The organism is Burkholderia sp. BCC1999, from assembly GCF_905339975.1.
GTDB lineage: Bacteria > Pseudomonadota > Gammaproteobacteria > Burkholderiales > Burkholderiaceae > Burkholderia.
The window spans coordinates 264,581-287,332 of record NZ_CAJPHP010000003.1 but is presented as its reverse complement, the minus strand read 5'-3'; the positions used below and the strand labels follow the sequence as shown (position 1 = coordinate 287,332).

Here is a 22,752-nt window from a genome sequence, read left to right as displayed (position 1 = left end):
GAGGCAAGATGGCAACGGCTAGAAAAGCGCCGGTCAGGCGCGCGACCGCGGTCGCCGCGCGTCCGGCAGCCAGGCGCGTGCCGGCGGCGAAGGCGGACGCGACGCGTGCCGCGCCGAACGGCGCGCTGAACGGTCATGCACAGCCGGCGGCTGCGCAACCGGCTACCGACGCGGCCCGCAAGACCCGTGCGTCCGAAGTGGACGGCGAGGAGGTCGTCGTGCGTCCTGCCTACTGGGACAAGGCGTGCGCCGATCTCGTCAAGCGCGACCGCATCCTGAAGAAGCTGATTCCGAAGTTCGGTCCCGCGCATCTCGTGAAGCGCGGCGACCCGTTCGTCACGCTCGCGCGCTCGGTCGTCGGCCAGCAGATTTCGGTGCCGTCCGCGCAGTCGCTGTGGGCGCGCATCGAGGACGCCTGCCCGAAGCTCGCGCCGCAGCCGGTGATCCGGCTCGGCGCGGACAAGCTGATCGCGTGCGGACTGTCGAAACGCAAGACGGAATACATCCTCGATCTTGCGCAGCATTTCGTATCGGGCGCGTTGCACGTCGACAAATGGACGTCGATGGACGACGAGGACGTGATCGCGGAACTCACGCAGATCCGCGGCATCAGCCGCTGGACGGCCGAGATGTTCCTGATCTTCAACCTGTCGCGGCCGGACGTGCTGCCGCTCGACGACCCGGGCCTGATCCGCGCGATCAGCGTCAATTATTTCAGCGGGGAACCCGTCACGCGCAGCGAGGCGCGTGAAGTCGCAGCCAACTGGGAGCCGTGGCGCACCGTCGCGACCTGGTACATGTGGCGCAGCCTCGATGCGCCCGACACCGACGCCTGAGTGTCGGCTATCGGGTTTTAAACATCAATAGTTGAGAGCCGGTTTTGAGCGTCGCCCGCGCGGGTAGAATACGCGCTGCCGCAAGACCCAAGGATTCGAACACATGAAGACCACGTTTCTGGATTTCGAACAGCCGATCGCCGAACTCGAGGCCAAGATCGAAGAGCTGCGATTCGTGCAGGACGACTCGGCTGTCGATATTTCGGAAGAAATCGAGCGGCTGTCGAAGAAAAGCCAGCAACTGACGAAAGACCTCTACGCGAACCTGTCGCCGTGGCAGGTTTCGCAGATCGCGCGGCATCCGCAGCGTCCGTACACGCTCGATTACGTCGCGGAACTGTTTACCGATTTCCACGAGCTGCATGGCGACCGCGCGTTCGCGGACGACCTGTCGATCGTCGGCGGCCTCGCGCGCTTCGGCGGTCATCCGTGCATGGTGATCGGTCACCAGAAGGGCCGCGACACGAAGGAGCGCGCCGCGCGCAATTTCGGGATGCCGCGTCCGGAAGGCTATCGCAAGGCTGAGCGCCTGATGCGTCTCGCCGAAAAGTTCGGGCTGCCGATCTTCACGTTCGTCGACACGCCGGGCGCCTACCCGGGCATCGGCGCGGAGGAGCGTGGCCAGTCGGAAGCGATCGGCCACAACCTGTACGTGATGGCCGAGCTGAAGACGCCGATCATCACGACCGTGATCGGCGAGGGCGGTTCGGGCGGCGCGCTGGCGATCGCCGTGGCCGACACCGTGATGATGCTGCAGTTCTCGACCTACTCGGTGATCTCGCCGGAAGGCTGCGCGTCGATCCTGTGGAAGAGCGCCGCGAAGGCGCCGGAAGCCGCGGAAGCGCTGGGCCTGACCGCGCACCGCCTGAAGGCGCTCGGCCTGATCGACAAGATCATCAACGAGCCGCTCGGCGGCGCGCATCGCGATCCGAAGGGCATGGCTGCACTGCTGCGCCGCGCGCTCGCCGATTCGCTGCGCCAGTTCCAGGGCATGAGCATCGATGCAGTGCGCGAGCGCCGCTTCGAACGCCTGATGGCCTACGGCAAGTTCAAGGAAACCACGCCCGGCGCATGACCGGCTGCGTATTCAGTTCGCGCGCCGCTGCGCGCGCGTCCCGCTCGTGATCCCGCCGACCGAATTCTCCGCCGACCGCGTCGTCCTCGACGCGGTCGGCGTTGCGCTTTCCGGCATGCCGGCCGATGCGTGCATCGCGATCGCCTACAGCGGCGGCCTCGACTCGACCGTGCTGCTCGATGCGGCCGTGCGTGTCGCGGGCGCGTCCCGTTGCGTCGCGCTGCACGTGCATCACGGCCTGAGTGCGAACGCCGATGCGTGGGTCGCGCATGCCGAAGCGCAAGCCGCGCGACTCGGCGTCGCATTCGAATCGATGCGTGTCGACGTGCCGCGCGACAGCGGCCTCGGCATCGAGGCGACGGCGCGCGAGCGTCGCTATGCGGCGCTCGACGCGATGTGCGAACGCCACGGCGCAGCCACGCTATGGCTCGCGCAGCATGCGGACGACCAGGCCGAGACCGTGCTGCTGCAATTGCTGCGCGGCGCGGGCATCGCCGGGCTCGCCGCGATGGCGCCACGCTATCGCCCGGACGGTGTGAGCGTCGAGCGTGTGCGGCCGTTGTTGCGATTGTTGCGTGTGCAACTTGAGCGCTATGCGGAGCAGCACGCGCTTGCCTGGATCGACGACGAATCGAACGGCGACACGCGCTATGCGCGCAATGCGCTGCGCATCGATGTGCTGCCGGCGCTGGCCGTGCATTTCCCGGGCTTTCGCGATGCGCTCGGCCGTGCGGCCCAGCACGCGGCCGCCGCGCAGCGGCTGCTCGATGATCTGGCCGAGCTGGATTTCGCCGCCGCCGCGCGCGATGACGGGCATGCGCTGTCGCGCGACGCGCTGGTCGCGTTCGACGACACGCGCGGTGCGAACCTGCTGCGATTCTGGATGCGCCGGCTCGGCTTGCCGGGCGCGTCGGCCGCGCGGCTCGCCAACATGATGCGGCAACTGCGCGCCGCGCATGATGCCCACGCACTGCGTGTCGATCACGCGGGGCAGTGCCTGCGGCTCTATCGCGATGTCGTCTACTGGGAAGCGGGCGACAGCAGCGAGGCGGCCGACGACGGCACGGGCTCGCCGCACCCCGAAGCGGCGCTCGCGTGGGATGGGCAGGAGGTGTGGCACCTGCCGGGCTGGCGCGGCACATACGTGTTCGCGCAAGCCGAGGCGGGGAGTGCCGATGCCGTGCCGGAGGCACTGCTGCGCAGCGTGCGGCTCGCGGTACGCGCCCGCGCGGGCGGCGAGCGGATGCGCACGTCGCCGGGCGGGCCGGGCCGCACGCTGAAGAACCTGTTCCAGGAGCGCGGCGTACCGGCCTGGCAGCGCGACGTGCCGCTCTTGTTCGCGGGCGAGCGGCTGATCTACGTGCCGCGGCTCGGCATCAATCGCGATGCTGACCTGTTCGACCGCGAGGCGGCCGGCGACGGCGCGTGGCGCCGGATCGAATGGCGTCCCGATCTGCTGATCGCGTAACGGCGGGCAGGCTTCCGGCGTCGCGATGGCGCGCCCATTTTCACCATTTGGTAAACAGCGCCGGAACGGCCCCCAACACGGCGGGCGGCTTGTCAAGCGGGCTTCTATCGGGTACGCTCGGTCGTTTGCTCGGCTCGATTTTTGAGCGTTTTGTGCAGGTTTTCCGCGTGACGTACCCGGTTTGCGCGGCCTGATCGGCCTTCCGGGCAAAATCCGTCACGCTTGCGTGTTGCGTCCCAGCCGTCCCTCTCGTCGTCCGTCCACAGCCACAAGCCGCGTGACCGAACGGCTACGCGGCCTGCCCAGCGCGCCCGTGCGGTTTCTCCTCCAGTTCAGAACGACAATGGCACTCATCGTACACAAATACGGCGGCACCTCGATGGGCTCGGTCGAGCGCATCAAGAACGTCGCGAAACGCGTCGCAAAATGGCATCAGGCCGGGCACCAGATGGTGGTCGTGCCTTCGGCGATGTCCGGCGAAACCAACCGTCTGCTCGGTCTTGCGAAAGAGATTTCGAGCCAGCCGAGCCCGCGTGAGCTCGACATGATCGCGTCGACCGGCGAGCAGGTCAGCGTCGGCCTGCTGTCGATCGCGCTCCAGGAAATCGGCGTCGAGGCCGTGAGCTACGCCGGCTGGCAAGTGCCGATCAAGACCGACAGCGCGTTCACGAAAGCGCGCATCCACTCGATCGACGACGAGCGCGTGAAGGCCGATCTGAACGCGGGCAAGGTCGTGATCATCACGGGCTTCCAGGGCGTCGATCCCGACGGTCACATCACGACGCTGGGCCGTGGCGGCTCCGATACGTCGGCGGTGGCGGTCGCGGCTGCGCTCGATGCTGCAGAGTGCCTGATCTACACGGACGTGGACGGCGTCTACACGACCGACCCGCGTGTCGTCGAAGAGGCGCGCCGCCTCGAACGCGTGACGTTCGAAGAGATGCTGGAAATGGCCAGCCTCGGCTCGAAGGTCCTGCAGATCCGCTCGGTCGAATTCGCCGGCAAATACCAGGTGAAGACGCGTGTGCTGTCGAGCCTGACCGATCCGCTGATTGCGCTCGACGAAGAAATGCGCTCTGGCACCCTGATTACTTTTGAAGAAGACGAGACCATGGAAAAGGCAGTCATTTCCGGCATCGCGTTCCAGCGCGACGAAGCACGCATTGCTGTGATGGGCGTGCCCGACAAGCCGGGCATCGCATATCAGATCCTCGGCCCGGTCGCTGACGCGAACGTCGACGTCGACATGATCATCCAGAACCAGAGCGTCGAAGGCAAAACCGACTTCACGTTCACGGTCGGTCGCGGCGACTACCAGAAGGCGATGGACATTCTCACCAACCAGGTGAAGGGCCATGTCAGCGCCGAGCGCGTGCAGGGCGACCCGAAGGTGTCGAAGGTGTCGGTCGTCGGCGTCGGCATGCGTTCGCACGTGGGCGTCGCGAGCAAGATGTTCCGCACGCTGTCGGAAGAGGGCATCAACATCCAGATGATCTCGACGTCCGAAATCAAGATTTCGGTGCTGATCGACGAGAAATACATGGAGCTGGCTGTCCGCGCGTTGCACAAGGCATTCGAACTCGATCAGGCATCGTGAATTTTTCGTGATGCATTGAAGAAAATGCATCACGGAAATTGACGTACGGTTCGAAACCCTATATTATTTCGTTCTCGTCGCACTGACTCCCTGGTGCGAGCGAAGGTTTGGGAGACGTGGCCGAGAGGTCGAAGGCACTCCCCTGCTAAGGGAGCATCTGGGCCAAAACCTGGATCGAGGGTTCGAATCCCTCCGTCTCCGCCAAAAGCGGTGACAAAGCCCCGTCAGTTCTAGGACTGACGGGGCTTTTTCTTTTTCGGGCACCATCGTGCCGTGTCGCGCGAGAAAGGTTCGATGATGCCGGATCGCATCCTCACGCGAACTTCGTCGCGGCCCCTCGGGCAATGAATGCTCGACTTGAGCACCGGTCATGCGCTACATATCGCGTATCGTCCTGGCGCAACTCAAGGTGATGCACTTGGCAAGCCCGCATTCCGTTCTGACTTTCCTTTCTCATCGGCCTGTCGACGGACTCGTCGATAACCACGCGCGTTACGCGCAGCTGCACGGCTATCGGCATGCGACGGTCGACGGCATGCACGTGTACGGCGAGCGCCAACAGATCCTGCACAAGTATCACGCGATCATCGCGCAACTCGTCGCGATGGAGCCGGGCGCATTGCTGCTCGTACTCGATCCGTTCTCCGTCGTGTTCGATCCGCACGCGCTGCCGGACGTCGCGCACGGCTACGACGCCATCGTCACCACGCAGACGTCGAAGTCGCCGTTGCCCGCCGCAAGCGGCATGATCTTCCGCAACGTGCCCGATGTGCGGGAGCGATTGCGCAAGCTCGTATTCGAACTGGGCAAGTGGGCGATGCGCCTTCCGGAACGCCGCGATGCTTGCGAGGCGACGCTGCTTGCGGAGCACTTTCCACCGCTGCCGTTCGATGTGCCGCTCGCGAACGGCCATTTCGCGTCGGCGCAGACGGTCTGGAGCGATGGCATCGCGATCGATTCGATCGCCGGAGCGCGGCCGCTCGTCGCGCACAACGCGCCCGAGTGGCAGGCGGTGGAGGGCGTCTGGGCGCCGGCGGCCGACTACGATTTCCGCTACGTGGTTGCGCTCGTCGACGATGCCGAGCGGTACCAGCACGGCGATCAACCGCGCGCGCTGGATGACTGGCGCGCCGCGCAGCAGCGAACGCGCGAGGCGGAGCGGCATGTGAATCCGCATGCGCGTATTGCGTTCGTGAGCTTGCATACGTCGCATATCGCGGGCTATGGCGATCTGCACGAGGAGAACTTCGTCCGCTACTGCACGCGGCACGGCTATGCGTACCACGCGTATCGCGAGGCGCCCGCGTTCCTGCCGGGCGGCATCGACGCGAACTGGGCGAAGCTGCATCTGATTCGTGAACATCTGCCGCATCACGAATTCGTGTTCTGGGTCGATGCGGACATCCTGGCGATCGACCAGAGTCAGGCGATCGACAGCGTGATCGACGGCCGCGACTTCCTGATCGGTACCGATCACACGGCCTGGGCGATCAACTCGTGCATGATCGGCGTGCGCAACGTGGCGCCGATGCGTGAACTCGTCGAGCGCATCTGCGCGCGCATCGAGCATTTCGACGATCGATCGTCGGTCTACGCGAGCGGCGGCGACCAGCAGGCGATCTATGTGGAGCTGCTGGAATCCGGCCTGGTCGATGCGCGTCATATCGTCGATGCGACGACGCTCGCGTCATCGCCGGTCTATGCGACGGGCGACAGCCGCTTCGTCCATTTCCCCGCACAACACAACCACTATCGCGCGGTGACGATGCGCGTCTGGGACCGGCTGAGTCATCGGCGCTGACGGTCGGGAACATGACGGATGCGATGCGTGCCGCGACACCGGGCGGGAAGGGGGCAATCACTCGGCCCGTATCGCGTCGATGAAAAGTAATTAAAACGTAATGATGTGTGTAAGGAAGTGCGAGGCGTCGGATCACCACCCATCGCGCCCTCGCTGATCCTGTTCCGGCCCCGCGAAATGACGTGCTGACGCCAAAAATGCGGCATCGCATCGTTTTTCGCGATTTGCCGTGGCACGCAATACAAAAAATTACTTAATAAAATCAGCATAATGCATCGGGATGGAAAATTGAGGCTCTGCTGCGCTGCAGAAAATAATCAATCGCCTTATGCTGGTTAACCCGATCGCGTTTGAGCGACATCAAGTTTCTCTGTGATGTCGCTTTACATTTTGCCAACACTGGCGATTCACGAAATCTACCTGTCGATTTGATTTCGTTCCTTTCGTCTCGCCTGTCCCCGATGCAGTGCGCGACCTCCTCAAGGCCTTGTTGACATGCATGATTTCCCCTTCCTGAGCCTGGCCATCTGGGCTCCGATCCTGTTCGGCGCGTGCCTGCTGCGCGCCGGTTCCGACCGTCACCCGCGCCGCACGCGGCTGATCGCGCTCGCGGGCGCGATCGTGGGGCTCGCGGCCGTCGTCCCGCTGGTTGCCGGCTTCGACGCGCATTCGGCGGCGATGCAGTTCGTCGAAAGCCGTGACTGGCTGGCGGCGTTCAATTCCGGATGGCGCGTCGGCATCGACGGTGCGTCGCTGTGGCTCGTCGTGCTGACCGCCTTCACGACGCTCGTGGTGGTGATCGCGTCGTGGGAGTCGGTCACGGTGCGCGTCGCGCAGTACTACGCGTCGTTCCTGATCCTGTCGGGATTGATGGTCGGCGTGTTCGTCGCGCAGGACGGGCTGCTGTTCTTCATCTTCTTCGAGGCGACGCTGATCCCGCTGTACCTGCTGATCGGCACCTGGGGGCGCGAGCGCCGCGTGTATGCGGCCGTGAAGTTCTTCTTCATCTCGTTCGCGGGCTCGCTGCTGCTGTTGATGGCGATGCTGTACCTGTACGCGCAATCGCATACGTTCGACATGGCCGCGTGGCGCACGCTGCAGCTCGGCTTCGCGCCGCAGTTGCTGGTGTTCCTCGGCTTCTTCGCGGCGTTCGCGGTGAAGGTGCCGATGTGGCCGGTTCATACGTGGCTGAGCGACGTCTACACCGACGGCCCGACCGGTGCCGCGCTGATGCTCGCGATGCTCAAGCTCGGCGGCTACGGGTTCCTGCGTTTCGCGCTGCCGATCACGCCCGATGCGAGTCACTTCTTCGCACCGGCCGTGATCGCGCTGTCGTTGTTCGCGATCGTCTATGCGAGCCTGATCGCGCTTGCGCAGACCGATCTCGGCAAGCTGCTCGCATATTCGACGGTCGCACACATGGGCATCGTCACGCTCGGGCTGTTCCTGTTCAACCGGATCGGCGTCGAGGGGGCGATCGTGCAGCTCGTGTCGTACGGCTTCGTCGCCGGCGCGATGCTGCTGTGCGTGAACGTGCTCGTCGATCGCACGAAGCAGCGCGAGATCGCTGCGTACGGCGGCGTGGCGGGCGTGATGCCGCGCTTCGCGACCTTCACCGTGCTGTTCGCGATGGCCAACGTCGGCCTGCCGGGCACGTCGGGCTTCGTCGGCGAGTTCATGGTCATCATGGGCGCGATCCGCTTCAACTTCTGGATCGGCGCGATCGCGGCACTGACGCTGATCCTCAGCGCGTCGTACACGCTGTGGATGCTCAAGCGCGTCGTGTTCGGCAAGGTCGCGAGCCAGCGGATCGCAAAGCTCGCGGACCTGAATCGTCGCGAGATCGTGATATTCGCGTCGCTCGCGCTGGTCGTGCTGGCGATCGGCATCGATCCGAAGCCGTTCACCGATGCGATCGATCCGACCGTCGGCAAGCTGATCCAGGAAGCAAGCCAGTCGAAGGTGCCGGCAGGGGACGGCCCCGTTCCGGCACTGCCGTCGTACATGGCGTCGACGCACGACTGACCCCAACGCATCGAGCCGCGCAAGCGGGCCGCATCGCACGGCGATACGGCTCGTTGCGCGCGCATCTATCGAGGTCCGGCACGGCGAGCGCCGGGCCCGCTTCCGGCTGCGTGAAATTGCCCCGCGACAATGTGACTCACGGCAGATTTTGCAATGATGATTTGCCGCATCAACCAGTTTTTCATCACGCCCGCGCGACGTATGATTCGGCCACTTTCGTGAATCGAATGCGCATCGGGCATACGCAAACGGATTCAATGACCCTCGGGCTGTGTGATGAAAAGAAAAGCTTCAAGAGGCTGGTCGGCGCTGATATCAATCGGCGCGGCACTGAGCCTGTCAGGCTGTAATTTAGATGTACTAAATCCGAAAGGAAGCGTGGGTGCCGCCGAAAAGGCGCTGATCGCGACGTCCACCTGGGCGATGCTGGTCGTCGTCGTTCCGGTGATCCTGCTCACGCTGTGGTTCGCGTGGCGCTATCGAGCATCGAACCGCAACGCGACCTACGCGCCGAACTGGTCGCATTCGACCGCGATCGAGGTCGTGATCTGGACGGTGCCGACGCTGATCATCCTGTTCCTCGGCGTGCTCACGTGGAAGACCACGCACGAGCTCGATCCGTACAAGCCGCTGGAGTCGTCGGTGAAACCGATCGACGTCGAAGTCGTTGCGCTCGACTGGAAGTGGCTGTTCATCTATCCGGAACTCGGCATCGCGTCGGTGAACCAGCTCGCGATTCCGGTGGGCACGCCGGTGAACTTCCGCATCACGTCGGATTCGGTGATGAACTCGTTCTTCATCCCGCAGCTCGGCGGTCAGGTCTACGCCATGGCCGGCATGCAGACGCGCCTGCACCTGATCGCCGACGAACCCGGCAACTACGCGGGTACGTCCGCCAACTTCAGCGGCCGCGGCTTCTCGGACATGAAGTTCCGCACGCTCGCCGAGCCGCGCGAACAATTCGATGCATGGGTGCAGAAAGTGAAGGCGTCGCCGGACCGGCTCGACGCGACCGTGTACGGCGCCGTCGCGCAACCGAGCGAGAAGGCGCCGGTGCGCTACTTCTCGTCGGTCGATTCGCGGCTCTTTCACAACATCATCGCGAAATACAACGATGGCCACGTCCTCGACCTGAAGGACGCCGCCTGCGGCACGAAGGGGTAACGCATGTTCGGCAAACTCACACTTTCGGCGATCCCGTTCGATCAGCCCATCATCATGGGGGCGGGCGCCTTCATGGGTCTGGTCGTGCTGGGTATTCTCGCCGCGCTGACGATCACCGGCCGGTGGAAATGGCTGTGGACGGAATGGCTGACCACGGTCGACCACAAGAGACTCGGCGTGATGTACATCATCGTCGCGCTGATCATGCTGCTGCGCGGCTTCGCCGACGCGATCATGATGCGCATGCAGCTCGCACTCGCGTACAACGGGCCCGGCTACCTGCCGCCGCACCACTATGACCAGGTCTTCACGGCACACGGCGTGATCATGATCTTCTTCATGGCGATGGTGTTCATGGTCGGCCTGATGAACCTGGTCGTGCCGCTGCAGATCGGCGCGCGCGACGTTGCGTTCCCGTTCATCAACTCGCTGTCGTTCTGGATGACGGCCGTCAGCGCGATCCTGATCAACGTGTCGCTCGTGATCGGCGAATTCGCGCAGACGGGCTGGCTCGCCTACCCGCCGCTGTCGGAGCTGCAGTTCAGTCCGGGGGTAGGGGTCGACTACTACCTGTGGGCGCTGCAGATCTCGGGCGTCGGCACGCTGCTGACCGGCGTGAACTTCTTCGTGACGATCATCAAGATGCGCGCGCCTGGCATGACGCTGATGAAGATGCCGGTGTTCACGTGGACGGCGCTCTGCACGAACGTGCTGATCATGGCGTCGTTCCCGATCCTGACCGCGACGCTCGCGCTGCTCGGCCTCGACCGTTACCTCGGCATGCACTTCTTCACGAACGACGCCGGCGGCAACGCGATGCTGTACCTGAACCTGATCTGGGCGTGGGGCCATCCGGAGGTGTACATCCTGATCCTGCCGGCGTTCGGGATCTTCTCGGAAGTCATCGCGACGTTCGCGAAGAAGCCGCTGTTCGGCTACAAGACGATGGTGTACGCGACCTGCGCGATCATGGTCCTGTCGTTCCTCGTGTGGCTGCATCACTTCTTCACGATGGGCTCGGGTGCGAACGTCAACGCGTTCTTCGGCATCATGACGATGATCATCGCGATCCCGACCGGCGTGAAGGTGTTCAACTGGCTGTTCACGATGTATCGCGGCCGGATCGAATTCACGACGCCCGTGCTGTGGACGATCGGCTTCATGGTCACGTTCACGCTCGGCGGCATGACCGGCGTGATGATGGCGATTCCCGGCGCGGACTTCGTGCTGCACAACAGCCTGTTCCTGATCGCACACTTCCACAACGTGATCATCGGCGGCGTGCTGTTCGGCTATCTCGCGGGCTTCAACTACTGGTTCCCGAAGGCGTTCGGCTTCAAGCTGAACGAGAAGCTCGGCAAGGCCGCGTTCTGGTTCTGGCAGATCGGCTTCTACGTCGCGTTCGTGCCGCTCTACGTGCTCGGCTTCATGGGCATGACGCGCCGCCTGAACCACTACGACAACCCGGCATGGCATCCGTGGCTGCTGGTCGCCGCGTTCGGCGCCGTGCTGATCGCGATCGGCATTGCGTGCCAGGTGCTGCAGCTGGTGGTCAGCATCCGCAATCGCCACCTGCCCGAGTACCGCGACACGACGGGCGATCCGTGGGGCGGCCGCACGCTGGAGTGGGCGACGTCGTCGCCGCCGGCCGACTACAACTTCGCGGCGATCCCGCAGGTGCGCACGCTCGACGCCTATGCGGACATGAAGGCGCGCGGCGAAGGCCGGCCGAACCCGGCAACGTTCCGCGACATCCACATGCCGTCGAATACCTGCGCGGGCCTCGTGATCGCGATCTTCAGCCTGGTGCTCGGCTTCGCGCTCGTATGGCACATCTGGTGGATGGCGATCGGCGGGCTCGTCGGGATCATCGCGACGCTCGTGATCTACAGCTCGCGCGATAACGACGGCTATTACGTCCCCGCGTCGACGGTGCGGAAGATCGAAGACAAGCAGCCGACGAAGCGCGTGGCCGCGCGCGTCGATGACGTGGAACTGGAGGCCAACTGATGTTGCAGAAAACCTTGAGCGCAACCCTGCTCGAGCACGACGACCATCCGCCGTCGCATTCGGTGTTCGGTTTCTGGCTGTACCTGATGACCGACTGCGTGATCTTCGCGGCGCTGTTCGCGACGTTCGCGGTGCTCGGCCACCAGTATGCGGGCGGCCAGACCGCGAAAGAGCTGTTCGACATTCCGGGTGTCGCGGTGGAAACCGCCGCGCTGCTGCTGTCGAGCATCACGTACGGTTTCGCGATGCTCGCGGCATACAAGCAGCGGCGCGGCGCACTGCTCGCATGGCTCGCGGTGACGTTCGTGCTCGGCGCGGCGTTTCTCGCGATGGAACTGCGCGAGTTCTCGCACCTGATCGCGGAAGGCGCGGGCCCGCAGCGCAGCGCGTTCCTGTCGGCGTTCTTCACGCTGGTCGGCACGCATGGGCTGCACGTGACGGCCGGCCTGCTGTGGATGATCGTGCTCGCCGGGCAGATCGTGTTCCGCGGCGGCGACCTGACCGATCGCGACCTGCGGCGCCTGACGTGCCTGAGCCTCTTCTGGCACTTCCTCGACATCGTGTGGATCTGCGTGTTTTCCTTTGTCTATCTCGCGAGCGTGATCTAAATGGCCCATTCGCATTCGTCTCAACTCGAAGAAGGGCACGGCAGTGTCGGCGGCTATGTCGCCGGTTTCATCCTGTCGGTGCTGCTTACGGCCGCGTCGTTCGGCCTCGTGATGGGCGGCGTGCTGTCGCCGCATGCGTCGCTGATCGCGCTGGCCGTGCTCGCCTTCGTGCAGATCGTCGTGCACCTCGTGTACTTCCTGCACATGAACGGCTCGTCGGGCCAGCGCTGGAACGTCATGGCGTTCAGCTATACGGTGCTGACCGCGGCGATCCTGATCGTCGGGACGTTGTGGGTGATGCACAACGTCAGCATGAACATGATGTCGCGCTGAGCGGCATCGCGGCGCAGCGGTCGATATCCATGCGCGGTCACGACAAAAAGGCGGCACTCGCGTGCCGCCTTTTTATTGCTCCCCGGCCGCGTTGCGCCAGGCCGTGCGATCAGTGCTGCACGCCCGCGTCGGCCGTCAGCGCATGCGTGCAGTCCGTGCGGTATTCGACGTCGAGCCGATGCTTCGCGCCGTCGAGATCGTCGGGGTAGTAGGGGCTCGCGTGCGCGGGGTTGTAGCCGACCTGTTCGAGCTCGGTCAGCTCGCGTACGAGGTCCGCATGCGTGACCTCGTGGCCCGTGTGAACGAACGGGTACGCCTGGCATTCGCGAGGGGTGAGGTGCGGCCCCGCAAACGCGGCGGTGCTGGCGCATGCGAGCAGCATGCAGGCGACGGTGGTCGGCAGTTTCATCCGGTAGCTCCTGGTTTCGCGGCCCGATGCCGCATGACGTCAGCGTAGGTGGCGCGCACTGCGGGGCAGGCGACGCACGGATGAAACTTGTTTCACGCGTGCTTGCCGTGGCGCTGGATGAAGCATGTTTCATGTAACGCCGGACGGCGGCCGCGTCGCCTACGATAGTCGCGGGCGCTTCGTGTGCGCCCGTCATGACGTTCATTGCGAGGACAACCATGCGAGTACTGACGGTCGAGGACGATGCGGTGACCGCGAACGAGATCGTCGGCGAGTTGACCGCGCGCGGGTTCGAGGTCGACTGGATCGACAACGGCCGCGAGGGGATGATGCGCGCGATGAGCACATCGTACGACGCGATCACGCTCGACCGGATGCTGCCGGGCGCGGACGGTCTCGCGATCCTGACCGCGATGCGCACGGTCGGCATCGATACGCCTGTGCTGATGCTGAGCGCGCTCGGCGATGTCGACGAGCGCATCCGTGGGCTGCGTGCGGGCGGCGACGATTACCTGACGAAGCCGTTCGATTCCGGCGAGCTGAGCGCGCGCATCGAGGTGCTGCTGCGTCGCCGGCAAGCATCGGGCGTGCCGCAGCAGACGCTGCTGAAGGTCGGCGCACTGGAGCTCGACCTCATTTCGCGCTGCGCGCGCCGCGGCGGCGACGAGATTCCACTGCTGCCGACCGAATTCCGCGTGCTCGAGTTCATGATGCGCAACGCGGGCCAGACAATCACGCGCACGATGCTGTTCGAGACCGTGTGGGGCTATCACTTCGATCCCGGCACCAACCTGATCGACGTCCACATGGGCCGGCTGCGCAAGAAGATCGATCCGCCCGGCGCGCAACCGATGATCCAGACGGTGCGCGGCTCGGGCTACATGCTCGCGTGACGGAGGCAGGAATGGACGCGGCTCGCGCGGCGAATTTCACGCGCCGCTGGCATACGACGACGTTTCGCTGGCTGTGCGCGTATGCGGCGATCTTCTCGGTGTCGCTGCTGCTGCTCGCGGGCGTGATCAACGTGGCCGCGACGCACACGATGACGCGCGACACCGACGAGGTGCTCGCGTGGCAGCTGATCTATTTCGATTCGATCCCCGATGCCGAGCTGCCGCTCGCGATCCACCGGCGGCTCGAGCACGAACACATGCATACGAGTTTCTACGGGCTGTTCGACGCGGCCGGTCGCCGTGTGGCCGGCGACATCGCGACACTGCCCGCGTTGCGCACGGATCGCGACGGGCGCACGCTGAACCGTACGCTCGCGCCGCTCGACGGCCAGCCCGCGCCGATCACGCGCGCGATGGCCGTGCGCCGCGACAACGGGATGACGCTGGTCGTCGCGCGCGACCTGTCGCATTTCATCCAGATCCGCGATGTTGCGATCCGCGGGCTCGTGATCGGCGGCGTGATGATCCTGATCGCGGGCATCGCGGGCGGCAGCATGCTCGGCATGCGGCAGATGCGCCGCGTCGCCGCGATCCGGCGCGTCACGCGGCAGATCGCCGAAGGCGATCTCGGCAAGCGGCTGCCGGTCGGCCGCTACGACGAACTCGACCTGCTCGCGCATCTCGTGAACCACATGCTCGACGAGGTCGAGCGGCTGATGGGCGAGGTGCGCCATACCTGCGACGGCATTGCGCACGACCTGCGCACGCCGCTCGCACGCGTGCATACGATGCTGGCGCGTCTGGCCGACCAGCCGTTCTGCGCGGACGACCCTGCGTCGGCGGCGCTGCTGGCGTCGGCGCGCGACGAAACCGACCGGCTGCTCGAACGCTTTCGCGCGATGTTGCGCATTTCCGAGATCGGCACGCTGAGCCGGCGCGGCGGCTTTGCCGCGGTCGACGTCGCGGCGTTGCTGCGCGACGTATGCGAGCTCTACGAGCCGCTGGCCGAGGCCGTCGGCGTGTCGTTCGCGCTCGACGCGGCACCGGTCGACGGCATTCACGGCGACCGCGCATTGCTGTTCGAGGCGTTCAGCAATCTCGCGGACAACGCCATCAAGTTCACACCGCCGGGCGGCCGCGTGCGCGTCGTGCTCCACGCGACACCGAACGGCTCGCTCGTGCGGTTCGAGGACACCGGTCCCGGCATCCCGCCGGGCGAGCGCGATGCGGTGCTCGAACGCTTCTATCGCGGCGAGCGCACGCGTCACGTGAGCGGGTCGGGACTCGGCTTGAGCGTCGTGTCGGCCGTGATGCGCGTGCATGGTTTCGCACTGCGGATCGGCGATGCGCAGCCGGTCGGTGCGGCGATCACGGTCGAATGCTGGCCGCGCTCGCTCGCGTGACGGCGCAGGAGACCGATCGATGCGCATCCTGCTGATTGCTCCGCCTACGCCCGAGGCCGCGCGGCTCGACAAGGCGTTTCGCGAGAGCATGCATGGCGTCGAGCGCGTCGACGGATGGCGCGACGGCTGCTTCGCGGCGACGCAGGACCGGTTCGATGCCATCGTGATTGCCGCACCCGATGCGGCAGCCGACCCGGAGATCCTCACCGGATTTCCACGACTCGCCGTATCGGCCGGTGGCGCGACGATTGCGGCGATCGTCACCGGCACAACACCCGCGCAGCGTGCGCGGATGCTGCAGGCCGGCTGCGACGTGTGTCTTGCCCATCCGTGTTCGTTCGTGGAGCTGCACGAGCGGCTGCGCGCGTTGTGGCGCCGGACGGGTGCGATCGAAACGCGTGAATCGGTCCGGCTCGACGCGGCGACGCGCGCACTCGAGGAGCATGGCAGGCGGCTGGCGCTCAGCGCACGGGAATTCCGTCTCGTCGAATGCCTGCTGCGCGAATCGGGGCGGCCGGTCGGGCGCGATGCCGTGCTGCGTTATGCATGGGGTGATGCCGATATCGAGCCCGAAACGGTGAATGCGCTGGTCGTGCGGTTGCGGCGCAAGCTGGCCGAGCATGCGTTCTCCGCGCGGATCGAAACCGTTGCGCGATTCGGGTTCAGGTTCGACGCGGGCGGGTGACGGTCGGTATTGCGCCGAACGTGCCGCGCGTCGCACGGCACGTTCGCGTGCGCGTGGTCAGTGCGAATAGAGTTCGCGATTCAGTTGCGCGAGCTGACCATCGCGTTCGGCGTGGACGAGTTCACGATAGACCTGCGCACGCGTCAGCGGCGCGGCTTGCGGGGCATTCCAGTTCCATGCCGGTTGCGACGGCAGCGGTACGGGCGCGGCCGATGCGAGCGTCGGCGAAGCTGTCGCCGCATTGGGCGGCATCGCGCTGGCCCGGCCGGGCAGTGCGACGCAGAGGGCGGAGAGGAGCGTGGCGAACATCAAGGTCTTCATGGCGTGATCCTGTTCAAGTGGCAGAGGCCGGTGCCGCGACGGCAATGCCGGCAGGAACCACGTTATCGGGCGCGCCGGTGCGGACACCGGGCGCGCCGATGAAGAAACGTTCATGAACGCGCGCCGTGCCAACCGCCGCCGAGTGCACGCACGAGCCCGACGGATGCCTGCAGGCGTCGCGCATCGGCATCGAGTGACGCGATTTGCGTATCGAGTTCGGTCGTCTGCGCCGTGACCACGTCGAGATAGCTGACCGCACCGTCGCGATAGCGCGACATCGCGAGGGCGAGCGACCGTCGCGCCGCGACGAGCGCCGCGTCGTCCTGGTCCGACTCGTCGCCGAGGCGGTGCAGCAGCGCGAGATCGTCCTCGACTTCGCGGAACGCCTGCAGCACGACGGCGCGATAGCGCGCACCCTGCTCGGCGAACTGCGCGCGTGACTTGCGTACGCCGGCTGCACGCAGGCCGCCGTCGAACAGCGTCATCGCGAGGCGCGGCCCGATCGACCAGATCTCGTTCGGCGCGGCGAGCCACGGCGAAAACGTATCGCTCTGGAAGCCGGCGTCGAGGCCGAGCGACAGGTCGGGGAAATAGGCCGCGCGGGCGACGCCGATCCGTGCGTTCGCCGCCGCGACGCGACGTTCGGCGGCGGCGATGTCCGGCCGGCGTTCGAGCAGCGTCGACGCGAGTCCGGTCGGAATCGACGGCACGCCCGGAAGCGCCGCGACGGGTGGCAGCGTGAACGTCGATGCGGATGCGCCGACGAGCGCCGCGATCGCATGTTCGTCGAGGGCGCGGCGCGCGGCGATGTCTGATGCGCGCGCCTGGGCGAGCGAGAGTTGCGTTTGCGCACGCGACACGTCGAGCCCGGACGCAAGGCCGCCGCGATGACGGCTGACCGTCAGCTGCCACGCGCGGCGGTAGGTGTCGATCGTTTGCGCGAGCGTGTCCGCTTCGCGGTCGAGACCGGCGAGGTCGAAGTAGGTGGCGGCCACACCGGCTTGCAGGCTGAGCCGGACCGAGGCGAGGTCATCGTTGGCCGCCTGCGCATCGTCGCGGCCGGCCGCGACCGTGTTGCGGACCTTGCCCCACAAATCGACGTCGTAGCCGATGCCGGCTTCGAGCGTGTTCGATTCGTAGACGTCGGGCTGGCCGTTGCCGCGCAGCGGCCGGCGCGCCGACTGCCGGTCGCGGTCGGGTTCGGCATCGATGCCGATGGTCGGCAGCAATGCCGCATGCGCTTCGTCGAACAGCGCGGCAGCTTCGTCGTGCCGCGCGACGGCGACCGCGAGGTCGGGATTCGCCCGCGCGACGAGCGGTTCTAGCCGGTCGAGGGTTGCGTCGCCATATACGCGCCACCAGCCGTCGCTAGGGAGTCGGTCGGCCGGCGTGGCGTCGACCCACGGGCCCGTTTCGCGAAACGCGGCCGGCACCGCGACATCCGGCGCGCGATAGGTTGGCGCCAGCGAACAGCCGGCAAGCAGCGCGGCGCTGCCCAGCCATGCAGCAAGCAGTCGGTCAGCCATGCGCGCGCTCCGTCGTCGCGGCGCCGGCGACGCGCACGGGGTCGCCGTCAGCAAGCGAATCGGGCGGATTGTCGATCACGCGATCGCCGGCCGCGAGCCCCGACGCGATCTCGACGCGCGTGCCGAGATCGGTCGCGATCGATATGTTGCGCAACCTGGCGTGCCCGTTCGCGTCGAGCACCGCGACCTGCAACCCGTCACGGCGGAAGATCAGCGTGCTGGCAGGAATCGTCAGTGCATGCGCGGCGCCGGGCATCGCGATCCGCACTTGCGCGTATTCGCCGGGAAACAGCGTGCCGGCCGGGTTGGCGATCGAAAACTGCGCGAGCAGCGTGCCGGATGCCGGATCGATCGACTGCGCGGAATTCGCGAGCGTTGCGTCGAACGTCGTGCCGGGGCGCTCGGGCACGGTCAGCGCGACCTGCATGCCCGCGCGGATCGCGGTCGCGTCGTCCTGCGGGACGTGGACGTACAACCGCAGCCGCCGCGCATCCGACACGGTGAAGAGTTCGGCGCCGTTGCCGCTGCCCGCGTCGATCAGCGCGCCGACGTCGGTCTTGCGGGCCGTCACGACGCCGTCGAACGGCGCCGTGAGCCGCTTGAACGATTCGAGCGCTTCGAGTCGCCGCACGTTGGCCGTGCTTGCCGCGACGGCCGCGCGTTTCGCGTCGAGGTCGCTGCGTTTCTCGTCGGCCTCCTGCTGCGATACGGAATCCTGCGCAAGCATCTCGGCCCAGCGTGCAGCCGAGACGGCTGCGAGCCGCTCGTTCGCGCTCGCGCTTTGCAGATCGGCACGGGCCTGCTGCAACTGCTGGTCGAGATCGGGCGTGTCGATCGACGCAAGCAGTTGGCCGGCCTTCACATGCGCGCCGATGTCCGCGTACCACGCATGCAGGTAACCCGGTACGCGTGCATAGATCGGTGCGTCGACATACGCGTCGAGACGGCCCGGCAGCACGAGTGCGTCGGCCGCGGCCTGCTGCGGCGCGACCGTTGCGACGGTCGGGACCGCTTGCTGCGCGGTCCATGCGGCGACCGCGTGCGCGTCGTGCAGGCGGGCGAAGACGCCGGCGGCCGCGACGGCGAGCGCAGCGACGGCGCCCGCGATCGCGAGCGGCTTCAGGTAGCGCGGCGTGCCGGGGGGACGGACTTCGAATTCAGTGGACATGCTGTTCTCCCGGAGTGACGGAAAGGGATTCGGAGCGCGGCGCGCGATCGCGCCGATGGACGAGACTGAATACGACGGGCACGAACACCAGCGTCGCGACGGTCGCGCACAGCAGGCCGCCGATGACCGCGCGGCCGAGCGGGGCGTTCTGTTCGCCGCCGTCGCCGAGACCGAGCGCCATCGGCGCCATGCCGATGATCATCGCGAGCGCGGTCATCATCACGGGCCGAAAGCGGGTGAAGCCGGCCTCGAGCGCGGCGCCGGCCGCGTCGGCGGTGTGCGCGAGCCGTTCGCGCGCGAAGGTGACGACGAGGATGCTGTTCGCGGTCGCGACGCCCATGCACAGGATCGCGCCCGTCAACGCGGGTACCGACAGCGGCGTGCGCGTGACGAACAGCATCCAGACGATGCCGGCGAGCGCCGCGGGAAGCCCGCTCACGATCACGAACGCGTCGCGCCACGAATGAAAGTTCACGACGATCAGCAGGTAGATCAGCAGCACCGCGCCGGCGAGGCCGGCGAGCAGCCCGCCGAATGCGCCGTTCATCGTCTGCACCTGGCCGCGCACGGTCACGCGCGATCCCTTCGGCAGTCTGGCGGCGCTCGCGCGCAGCACGCGCTCGATGTCGGTGCTGACCGCGCCGAGATCGCGATCCTGCGTCGTCGCGAAGATGTCGTACAGCGGCGCGATGTCGTAGTGCGACACGACCGCGTCGGTCTGTCCGCGCACGATCGTCGCGAGACCGCCGAGCAGTTGCGGGGCGCCCGTGCGGCCCGTGACGGGCAGTGCGCGCAGGTCCGACAGCGACGTCATCCGGTACTGCGGCGTCTGCGCGACGATCGGATAGGACACGCCGTTGTGCGGATCGAGCCAGTAGGTCGGCGACACCTGGCTCGTGCCGGACAGGCTGGCCACCACCGCATTGGTGACGTCCTGCTCGGTGATGCCGAGCTGCGCGGCGCGCGCGCGATCGACCGACACCGTGAACTGCGGATAGGTCGACGCCTGCTGCACGCGCGCATCGGCGACGCCCGGCACCGTGCGGATGCGTCGCAACAGCTCGGTCGCGTAGGCGCGGTTGGCCGCACGGTCGGGGCCCGTCACCTGCACGTCGATCGGCGCCGGTGCGCCGAAGTTGAGGATCTGGCTCACGATGTCGGCGGGCAGGAACGAGAAAGTCACTCCCGGAAAAGCGCGCGGCAGCTCGGTACGCAGCTGCTTCACATAGCTGGCGGTCGGCGCGTGGTCGCCGGTGAGCGACACGAGGATGTCGCCGTCCTGCGGGCCGATCGTGCCGCTGTTGCTGTACGTGAGGTTGATCCCGCTGTTCGGCAGCCCCATGTTGTCGACGATGCTCGCGATCGAACGCGGTGGCACGACGCCGCGCACCGTGCGCTCGACGCGGTCGAACAGCGCGGCCGTTTCCTCGATGCGCGTGCCGATCGGCGCGCGCACGTGGATCGCGATCTCGCCCGAGTCGACCGACGGGAAGAAATTGCGGCCGAGACCCGGCACCAGCACGAACGACACGGCGACCGCCGCGAGGAACAACACGACGAAGCGGGCGCGGTCGGCAAGCGCGAGCCGGAGCACGACACGATAGCCGGCGCGCAGCGCGGCGAAGCGGCGCTCGAAACCCTGCTGGAACGCGACCAGCGGATTGCGCGCGCGCGGCGGCGCGAACGGCGCACCGTGCGGCGCGAGCACGGCCGCCGGATGCGCGGCATGCGGTTTCAGCAGGTAGCGGGCCATCATCGGCACGAACGTGCGGGACAGTACGAACGACGCGATCATCGCGAAGATCACGGCTTCGGCCATCGGCACGAACAGGAAGCGCGCGACGCCGTCGAGCAGCAGCATCGGCACGAACACGATGCAGATGCACAGCAGCGACACGAAGGCCGGTGCGACGATCTGCGATGCGCCGTCGAGGATCGCGCTGCGCACGTCCTTGCCCTGTTCCAGATGCCAGTTGACGTTCTCGATCGTGACGGTCGCGTCGTCGACCAGAATGCCGACCGCGAGCGCGAGCCCGCCGAGCGTCATCACGTTGAGCGTCTCGCCCGCGGCGGCGAGCGCGGCGATCGCCGCCAGCACCGCGAGCGGGATCGACGCGGCGATGATCAGCGTCGAGCGCCAGCTGCCGAGGAACAGCAGGATCATCGCGGAGGTGAGCGCGGCGGCGATCAGGCCTTCGCGCGCGACGCCGCTCACGGCGCCCTTGACGAACACCGACTGGTCGCCCATCACGACGAGCCGGAGCGACGGCGGCAGCGTCGCCTCGATGCGCGGCAATTGCGCCTTGACACCCGCGATGATGTCGAGCGTCGACGCCGAGCCGCTTTTCAGCACGCTCATCAGTACCGCGCGGCGGCCGTCGACGCGTACGATGTTGCCCTGCGGCGGAAAACCGTCGCGCACGTGCGCGACGTCCCGCATGAAGATCACCGCGCCGTTCACGGTCCGGATCGGCAGCGCGTTGAGCTGGTCGATGCTCAGCGGGCTGTCGTTGAGCCGGATGTTGTATTCGAAGCCGCCGATCTTCTGCGTGCCGGCCGGGATGATCTGGTTCTGCTGCGCAAGCGCGGTCGCGACGTCCTGCGCGGACAGCCCCTTGGCCTGCAGTGCCTGCGGGTCGAGGTCGATCTGCACCTGGCGCACCTTGCCGCCATAAGGCGACGGAATCGCGACGCCCGCGACGGAGAGCAACTGCGGCCGGATCACGTTGGTCGCGTAGTCGCCGAGCTGCTGCTCGTTCAGCGTGTCGCTCGTCAGCGCGAGCTGCAGCACGGGTACCGTCGATGCGTTGTAGTTGAGGATCTGCGGCGGCGTGGTGCCAGGCGGCATCTGCTTGAGCACCGTCTGCGAGATCGACGTGACCTGGGCAGTCGCGGTGCGGATGTCGACGCTCGGCTGGAAGAAGATCTTGACGATCCCGAAGCTGCGGAACGACTGCGACTCGATGTGCGCGACGTCGTTGACCGTCGTTCCGAGCGTGCGCTCGTAATAGGTTACGACGCGCCCCGACATGTCGGCCGGCTGCAGGCCTGCGTAATTCCATACGACGCTGATGACGGGAATCCGGATGTCGGGAAAGATGTCGGTCGGCGTGCGCAGCGCCGCGAGCGGCCCCGCGATCAGGATCAGCAGCGCGAGGACGATGAACGTGTAGGGGCGCGCGAGCGCGAGTCGGACGAGTTTCAGCATCGGCGAGGTCTCCGCCGGCGCGGGGCGCCGGCCTGTCAGCGAAGTGCCGAAGCGTGGCGGGAGCCCGGTTCGGCTCGCGCAGTGTGCGTGTCGCCCCTTAACGCGAGGCGCGGGGCAGGATGAAAGATGTTTTAGGAACGGGTGGTGAGGGGCGGGGCAGGCGTCGATTGTTACAAGACGTTAGCGCTGGCTTCCCGTTGCGATGCCGCGCATCAGTTCTTA

Annotated in this window: 18 protein-coding genes, 1 tRNA gene and 1 pseudogene; 14 read left to right on the top strand and 6 right to left on the bottom strand. The window is 66.4% G+C overall.

Going from position 1 to position 22,752, the window contains the following annotated elements:
• Positions 1-8 precede the first annotated feature (8 nt).
• The 3 genes from U5809_RS05990 (at position 9) to tilS (ending at position 3,379) form a co-directional block, all read left to right on the top strand.
• Positions 9-836, top strand: a complete 828-nt coding sequence (locus U5809_RS05990; RefSeq protein WP_322085873.1) for a DNA-3-methyladenine glycosylase — start codon at positions 9-11, stop codon at positions 834-836.
• Positions 837-939: 103 nt separating this feature from the next.
• Positions 940-1,911, top strand: a complete 972-nt coding sequence (locus U5809_RS05985; protein ID WP_322085872.1) for an acetyl-CoA carboxylase carboxyltransferase subunit alpha — start codon at positions 940-942, stop codon at positions 1,909-1,911.
• A 46-nt stretch (positions 1,912-1,957) separates the two neighbouring features.
• The gene (gene tilS / locus U5809_RS05980) at positions 1,958-3,379 is read left to right on the top strand and encodes a tRNA lysidine(34) synthetase TilS (protein WP_322085871.1); all 1,422 of its coding nucleotides are present in this window, start codon (positions 1,958-1,960) and stop codon (positions 3,377-3,379) included.
• A gap of 123 nt (positions 3,380-3,502) precedes the next feature.
• On the opposite strand, the pseudogene U5809_RS34660 reads toward tilS, so the two are convergent.
• Positions 3,503-3,740: pseudogene (locus U5809_RS34660) on the bottom strand (hypothetical protein); the annotation flags it as partial.
• Here U5809_RS34660 and U5809_RS05975 point away from each other — a divergent pair.
• From U5809_RS05975 to cyoD, 8 genes are all read left to right on the top strand, one after another.
• Positions 3,723-4,976, top strand: a complete 1,254-nt coding sequence (locus U5809_RS05975) for an aspartate kinase (protein WP_282505486.1) — start codon at positions 3,723-3,725, stop codon at positions 4,974-4,976. The pseudogene U5809_RS34660 and the gene U5809_RS05975 overlap by 18 nt on opposite strands.
• 110 nt (positions 4,977-5,086) lie before the next feature.
• Positions 5,087-5,180: transfer RNA gene (locus U5809_RS05970), tRNA-Ser, on the top strand.
• Between the two features lie 208 nt (positions 5,181-5,388).
• A complete protein-coding gene (locus U5809_RS05965; RefSeq protein ID WP_322085922.1) occupies positions 5,389-6,777 on the top strand; it encodes a hypothetical protein in 1,389 nt (462 codons plus the stop codon).
• Between the two features lie 495 nt (positions 6,778-7,272).
• A complete protein-coding gene (locus U5809_RS05960) occupies positions 7,273-8,802 on the top strand; it encodes a complex I subunit 4 family protein (protein WP_282505465.1) in 1,530 nt (509 codons plus the stop codon).
• A 276-nt stretch (positions 8,803-9,078) separates the two neighbouring features.
• Positions 9,079-9,966 (top strand): ubiquinol oxidase subunit II, encoded by an 888-nt coding sequence (gene cyoA / locus U5809_RS05955; protein WP_322085870.1) that lies wholly within the window; start codon positions 9,079-9,081, stop codon positions 9,964-9,966.
• A gap of 3 nt (positions 9,967-9,969) precedes the next feature.
• Positions 9,970-11,976 (top strand): cytochrome o ubiquinol oxidase subunit I, encoded by a 2,007-nt coding sequence (cyoB, locus tag U5809_RS05950; RefSeq protein ID WP_322085869.1) that lies wholly within the window; start codon positions 9,970-9,972, stop codon positions 11,974-11,976.
• On the top strand, positions 11,976-12,584 hold the full coding sequence (gene cyoC, locus U5809_RS05945) for a cytochrome o ubiquinol oxidase subunit III (protein WP_034188894.1): 609 nt from the start codon (positions 11,976-11,978) through the stop codon (positions 12,582-12,584). The genes cyoB and cyoC overlap by 1 nt, the downstream gene beginning before the upstream one ends.
• Positions 12,585-12,917: a cytochrome o ubiquinol oxidase subunit IV gene (cyoD, locus tag U5809_RS05940; RefSeq protein WP_011352504.1), complete on the top strand. Its 333-nt coding sequence runs from the start codon at positions 12,585-12,587 to the stop codon at positions 12,915-12,917. It begins immediately after the preceding gene.
• A 109-nt stretch (positions 12,918-13,026) separates the two neighbouring features.
• Here cyoD and U5809_RS05935 read toward each other — a convergent pair whose 3' ends face one another.
• Positions 13,027-13,326, bottom strand: coding sequence for a DUF4148 domain-containing protein (locus tag U5809_RS05935; RefSeq protein WP_322085868.1), 300 nt, complete (start codon positions 13,324-13,326; stop codon positions 13,027-13,029).
• A 218-nt stretch (positions 13,327-13,544) separates the two neighbouring features.
• On the opposite strand from U5809_RS05935, the gene U5809_RS05930 reads away from it, so the two are divergent.
• From U5809_RS05930 to U5809_RS05920, 3 genes are read left to right on the top strand one after another with little or no spacing between them, the layout of a single operon-like run.
• On the top strand, positions 13,545-14,219 hold the full coding sequence (locus U5809_RS05930) for a response regulator transcription factor (protein ID WP_322085867.1): 675 nt from the start codon (positions 13,545-13,547) through the stop codon (positions 14,217-14,219).
• 11 nt (positions 14,220-14,230) lie between these two features.
• Positions 14,231-15,622 (top strand): HAMP domain-containing sensor histidine kinase, encoded by a 1,392-nt coding sequence (locus tag U5809_RS05925; protein WP_322085866.1) that lies wholly within the window; start codon positions 14,231-14,233, stop codon positions 15,620-15,622.
• Positions 15,623-15,641: 19 nt separating this feature from the next.
• Positions 15,642-16,307 (top strand): response regulator transcription factor, encoded by a 666-nt coding sequence (locus U5809_RS05920; protein WP_322085865.1) that lies wholly within the window; start codon positions 15,642-15,644, stop codon positions 16,305-16,307.
• 57 nt (positions 16,308-16,364) lie between these two features.
• On the opposite strand, the gene U5809_RS05915 is transcribed toward U5809_RS05920, so the two are convergent.
• The 4 genes from U5809_RS05915 to U5809_RS05900 all read right to left on the bottom strand — a co-directional run bounded on the left by U5809_RS05915 (position 16,365) and on the right by U5809_RS05900 (position 22,530).
• Positions 16,365-16,628, bottom strand: coding sequence for a DUF4148 domain-containing protein (locus U5809_RS05915; RefSeq protein ID WP_322085864.1), 264 nt, complete (start codon positions 16,626-16,628; stop codon positions 16,365-16,367).
• 110 nt (positions 16,629-16,738) lie between these two features.
• Positions 16,739-18,154 carry an efflux transporter outer membrane subunit gene (locus U5809_RS05910; RefSeq protein ID WP_322085863.1) on the bottom strand — a complete coding sequence of 472 codons (1,416 nt, stop codon included), beginning with the start codon at positions 18,152-18,154 and terminating at the stop codon, positions 16,739-16,741.
• Positions 18,147-19,322, bottom strand: a complete 1,176-nt coding sequence (locus U5809_RS05905) for an efflux RND transporter periplasmic adaptor subunit (RefSeq protein WP_322085862.1) — start codon at positions 19,320-19,322, stop codon at positions 18,147-18,149. Before U5809_RS05905 ends, U5809_RS05910 begins: the two co-directional genes overlap by 8 nt.
• Entirely contained in the window at positions 19,312-22,530 is a 3,219-nt protein-coding gene (locus U5809_RS05900) for an efflux RND transporter permease subunit (protein ID WP_322085861.1), read from the bottom strand. The genes U5809_RS05905 and U5809_RS05900 overlap by 11 nt, the downstream gene beginning before the upstream one ends.
• Positions 22,531-22,752: the final 222 nt, after the last annotated feature.

Excerpts from the sequence above, each read along its gene's own strand:
- U5809_RS05990 (WP_322085873.1), top strand. The coding sequence starts at position 9 with ATGGCAACGGCTAGAAAAGCGCCGGTCAGGCGCGCGACCGCGGTCGCC.
- U5809_RS05985 (WP_322085872.1), top strand. The coding sequence starts at position 940 with ATGAAGACCACGTTTCTGGATTTCGAACAGCCGATCGCCGAACTCGAG.
- U5809_RS05975 (WP_282505486.1), top strand. The coding sequence starts at position 3,723 with ATGGCACTCATCGTACACAAATACGGCGGCACCTCGATGGGCTCGGTC.
- U5809_RS05965 (WP_322085922.1), top strand. The coding sequence starts at position 5,389 with ATGCACTTGGCAAGCCCGCATTCCGTTCTGACTTTCCTTTCTCATCGG.
- U5809_RS05960 (WP_282505465.1), top strand. The coding sequence starts at position 7,273 with ATGCATGATTTCCCCTTCCTGAGCCTGGCCATCTGGGCTCCGATCCTG.
- cyoA (WP_322085870.1), top strand. The coding sequence starts at position 9,079 with ATGAAAAGAAAAGCTTCAAGAGGCTGGTCGGCGCTGATATCAATCGGC.
- cyoB (WP_322085869.1), top strand. The coding sequence starts at position 9,970 with ATGTTCGGCAAACTCACACTTTCGGCGATCCCGTTCGATCAGCCCATC.
- cyoC (WP_034188894.1), top strand. The coding sequence starts at position 11,976 with ATGTTGCAGAAAACCTTGAGCGCAACCCTGCTCGAGCACGACGACCAT.
- cyoD (WP_011352504.1), top strand. The coding sequence starts at position 12,585 with ATGGCCCATTCGCATTCGTCTCAACTCGAAGAAGGGCACGGCAGTGTC.
- U5809_RS05935 (WP_322085868.1), bottom strand. The coding sequence starts at position 13,326 with ATGAAACTGCCGACCACCGTCGCCTGCATGCTGCTCGCATGCGCCAGC.
- U5809_RS05930 (WP_322085867.1), top strand. The coding sequence starts at position 13,545 with ATGCGAGTACTGACGGTCGAGGACGATGCGGTGACCGCGAACGAGATC.
- U5809_RS05925 (WP_322085866.1), top strand. The coding sequence starts at position 14,231 with ATGGACGCGGCTCGCGCGGCGAATTTCACGCGCCGCTGGCATACGACG.
- U5809_RS05920 (WP_322085865.1), top strand. The coding sequence starts at position 15,642 with ATGCGCATCCTGCTGATTGCTCCGCCTACGCCCGAGGCCGCGCGGCTC.
- U5809_RS05915 (WP_322085864.1), bottom strand. The coding sequence starts at position 16,628 with ATGAAGACCTTGATGTTCGCCACGCTCCTCTCCGCCCTCTGCGTCGCA.
- U5809_RS05910 (WP_322085863.1), bottom strand. The coding sequence starts at position 18,154 with ATGGCTGACCGACTGCTTGCTGCATGGCTGGGCAGCGCCGCGCTGCTT.
- U5809_RS05905 (WP_322085862.1), bottom strand. The coding sequence starts at position 19,322 with ATGTCCACTGAATTCGAAGTCCGTCCCCCCGGCACGCCGCGCTACCTG.
- U5809_RS05900 (WP_322085861.1), bottom strand. The coding sequence starts at position 22,530 with ATGCTGAAACTCGTCCGACTCGCGCTCGCGCGCCCCTACACGTTCATC.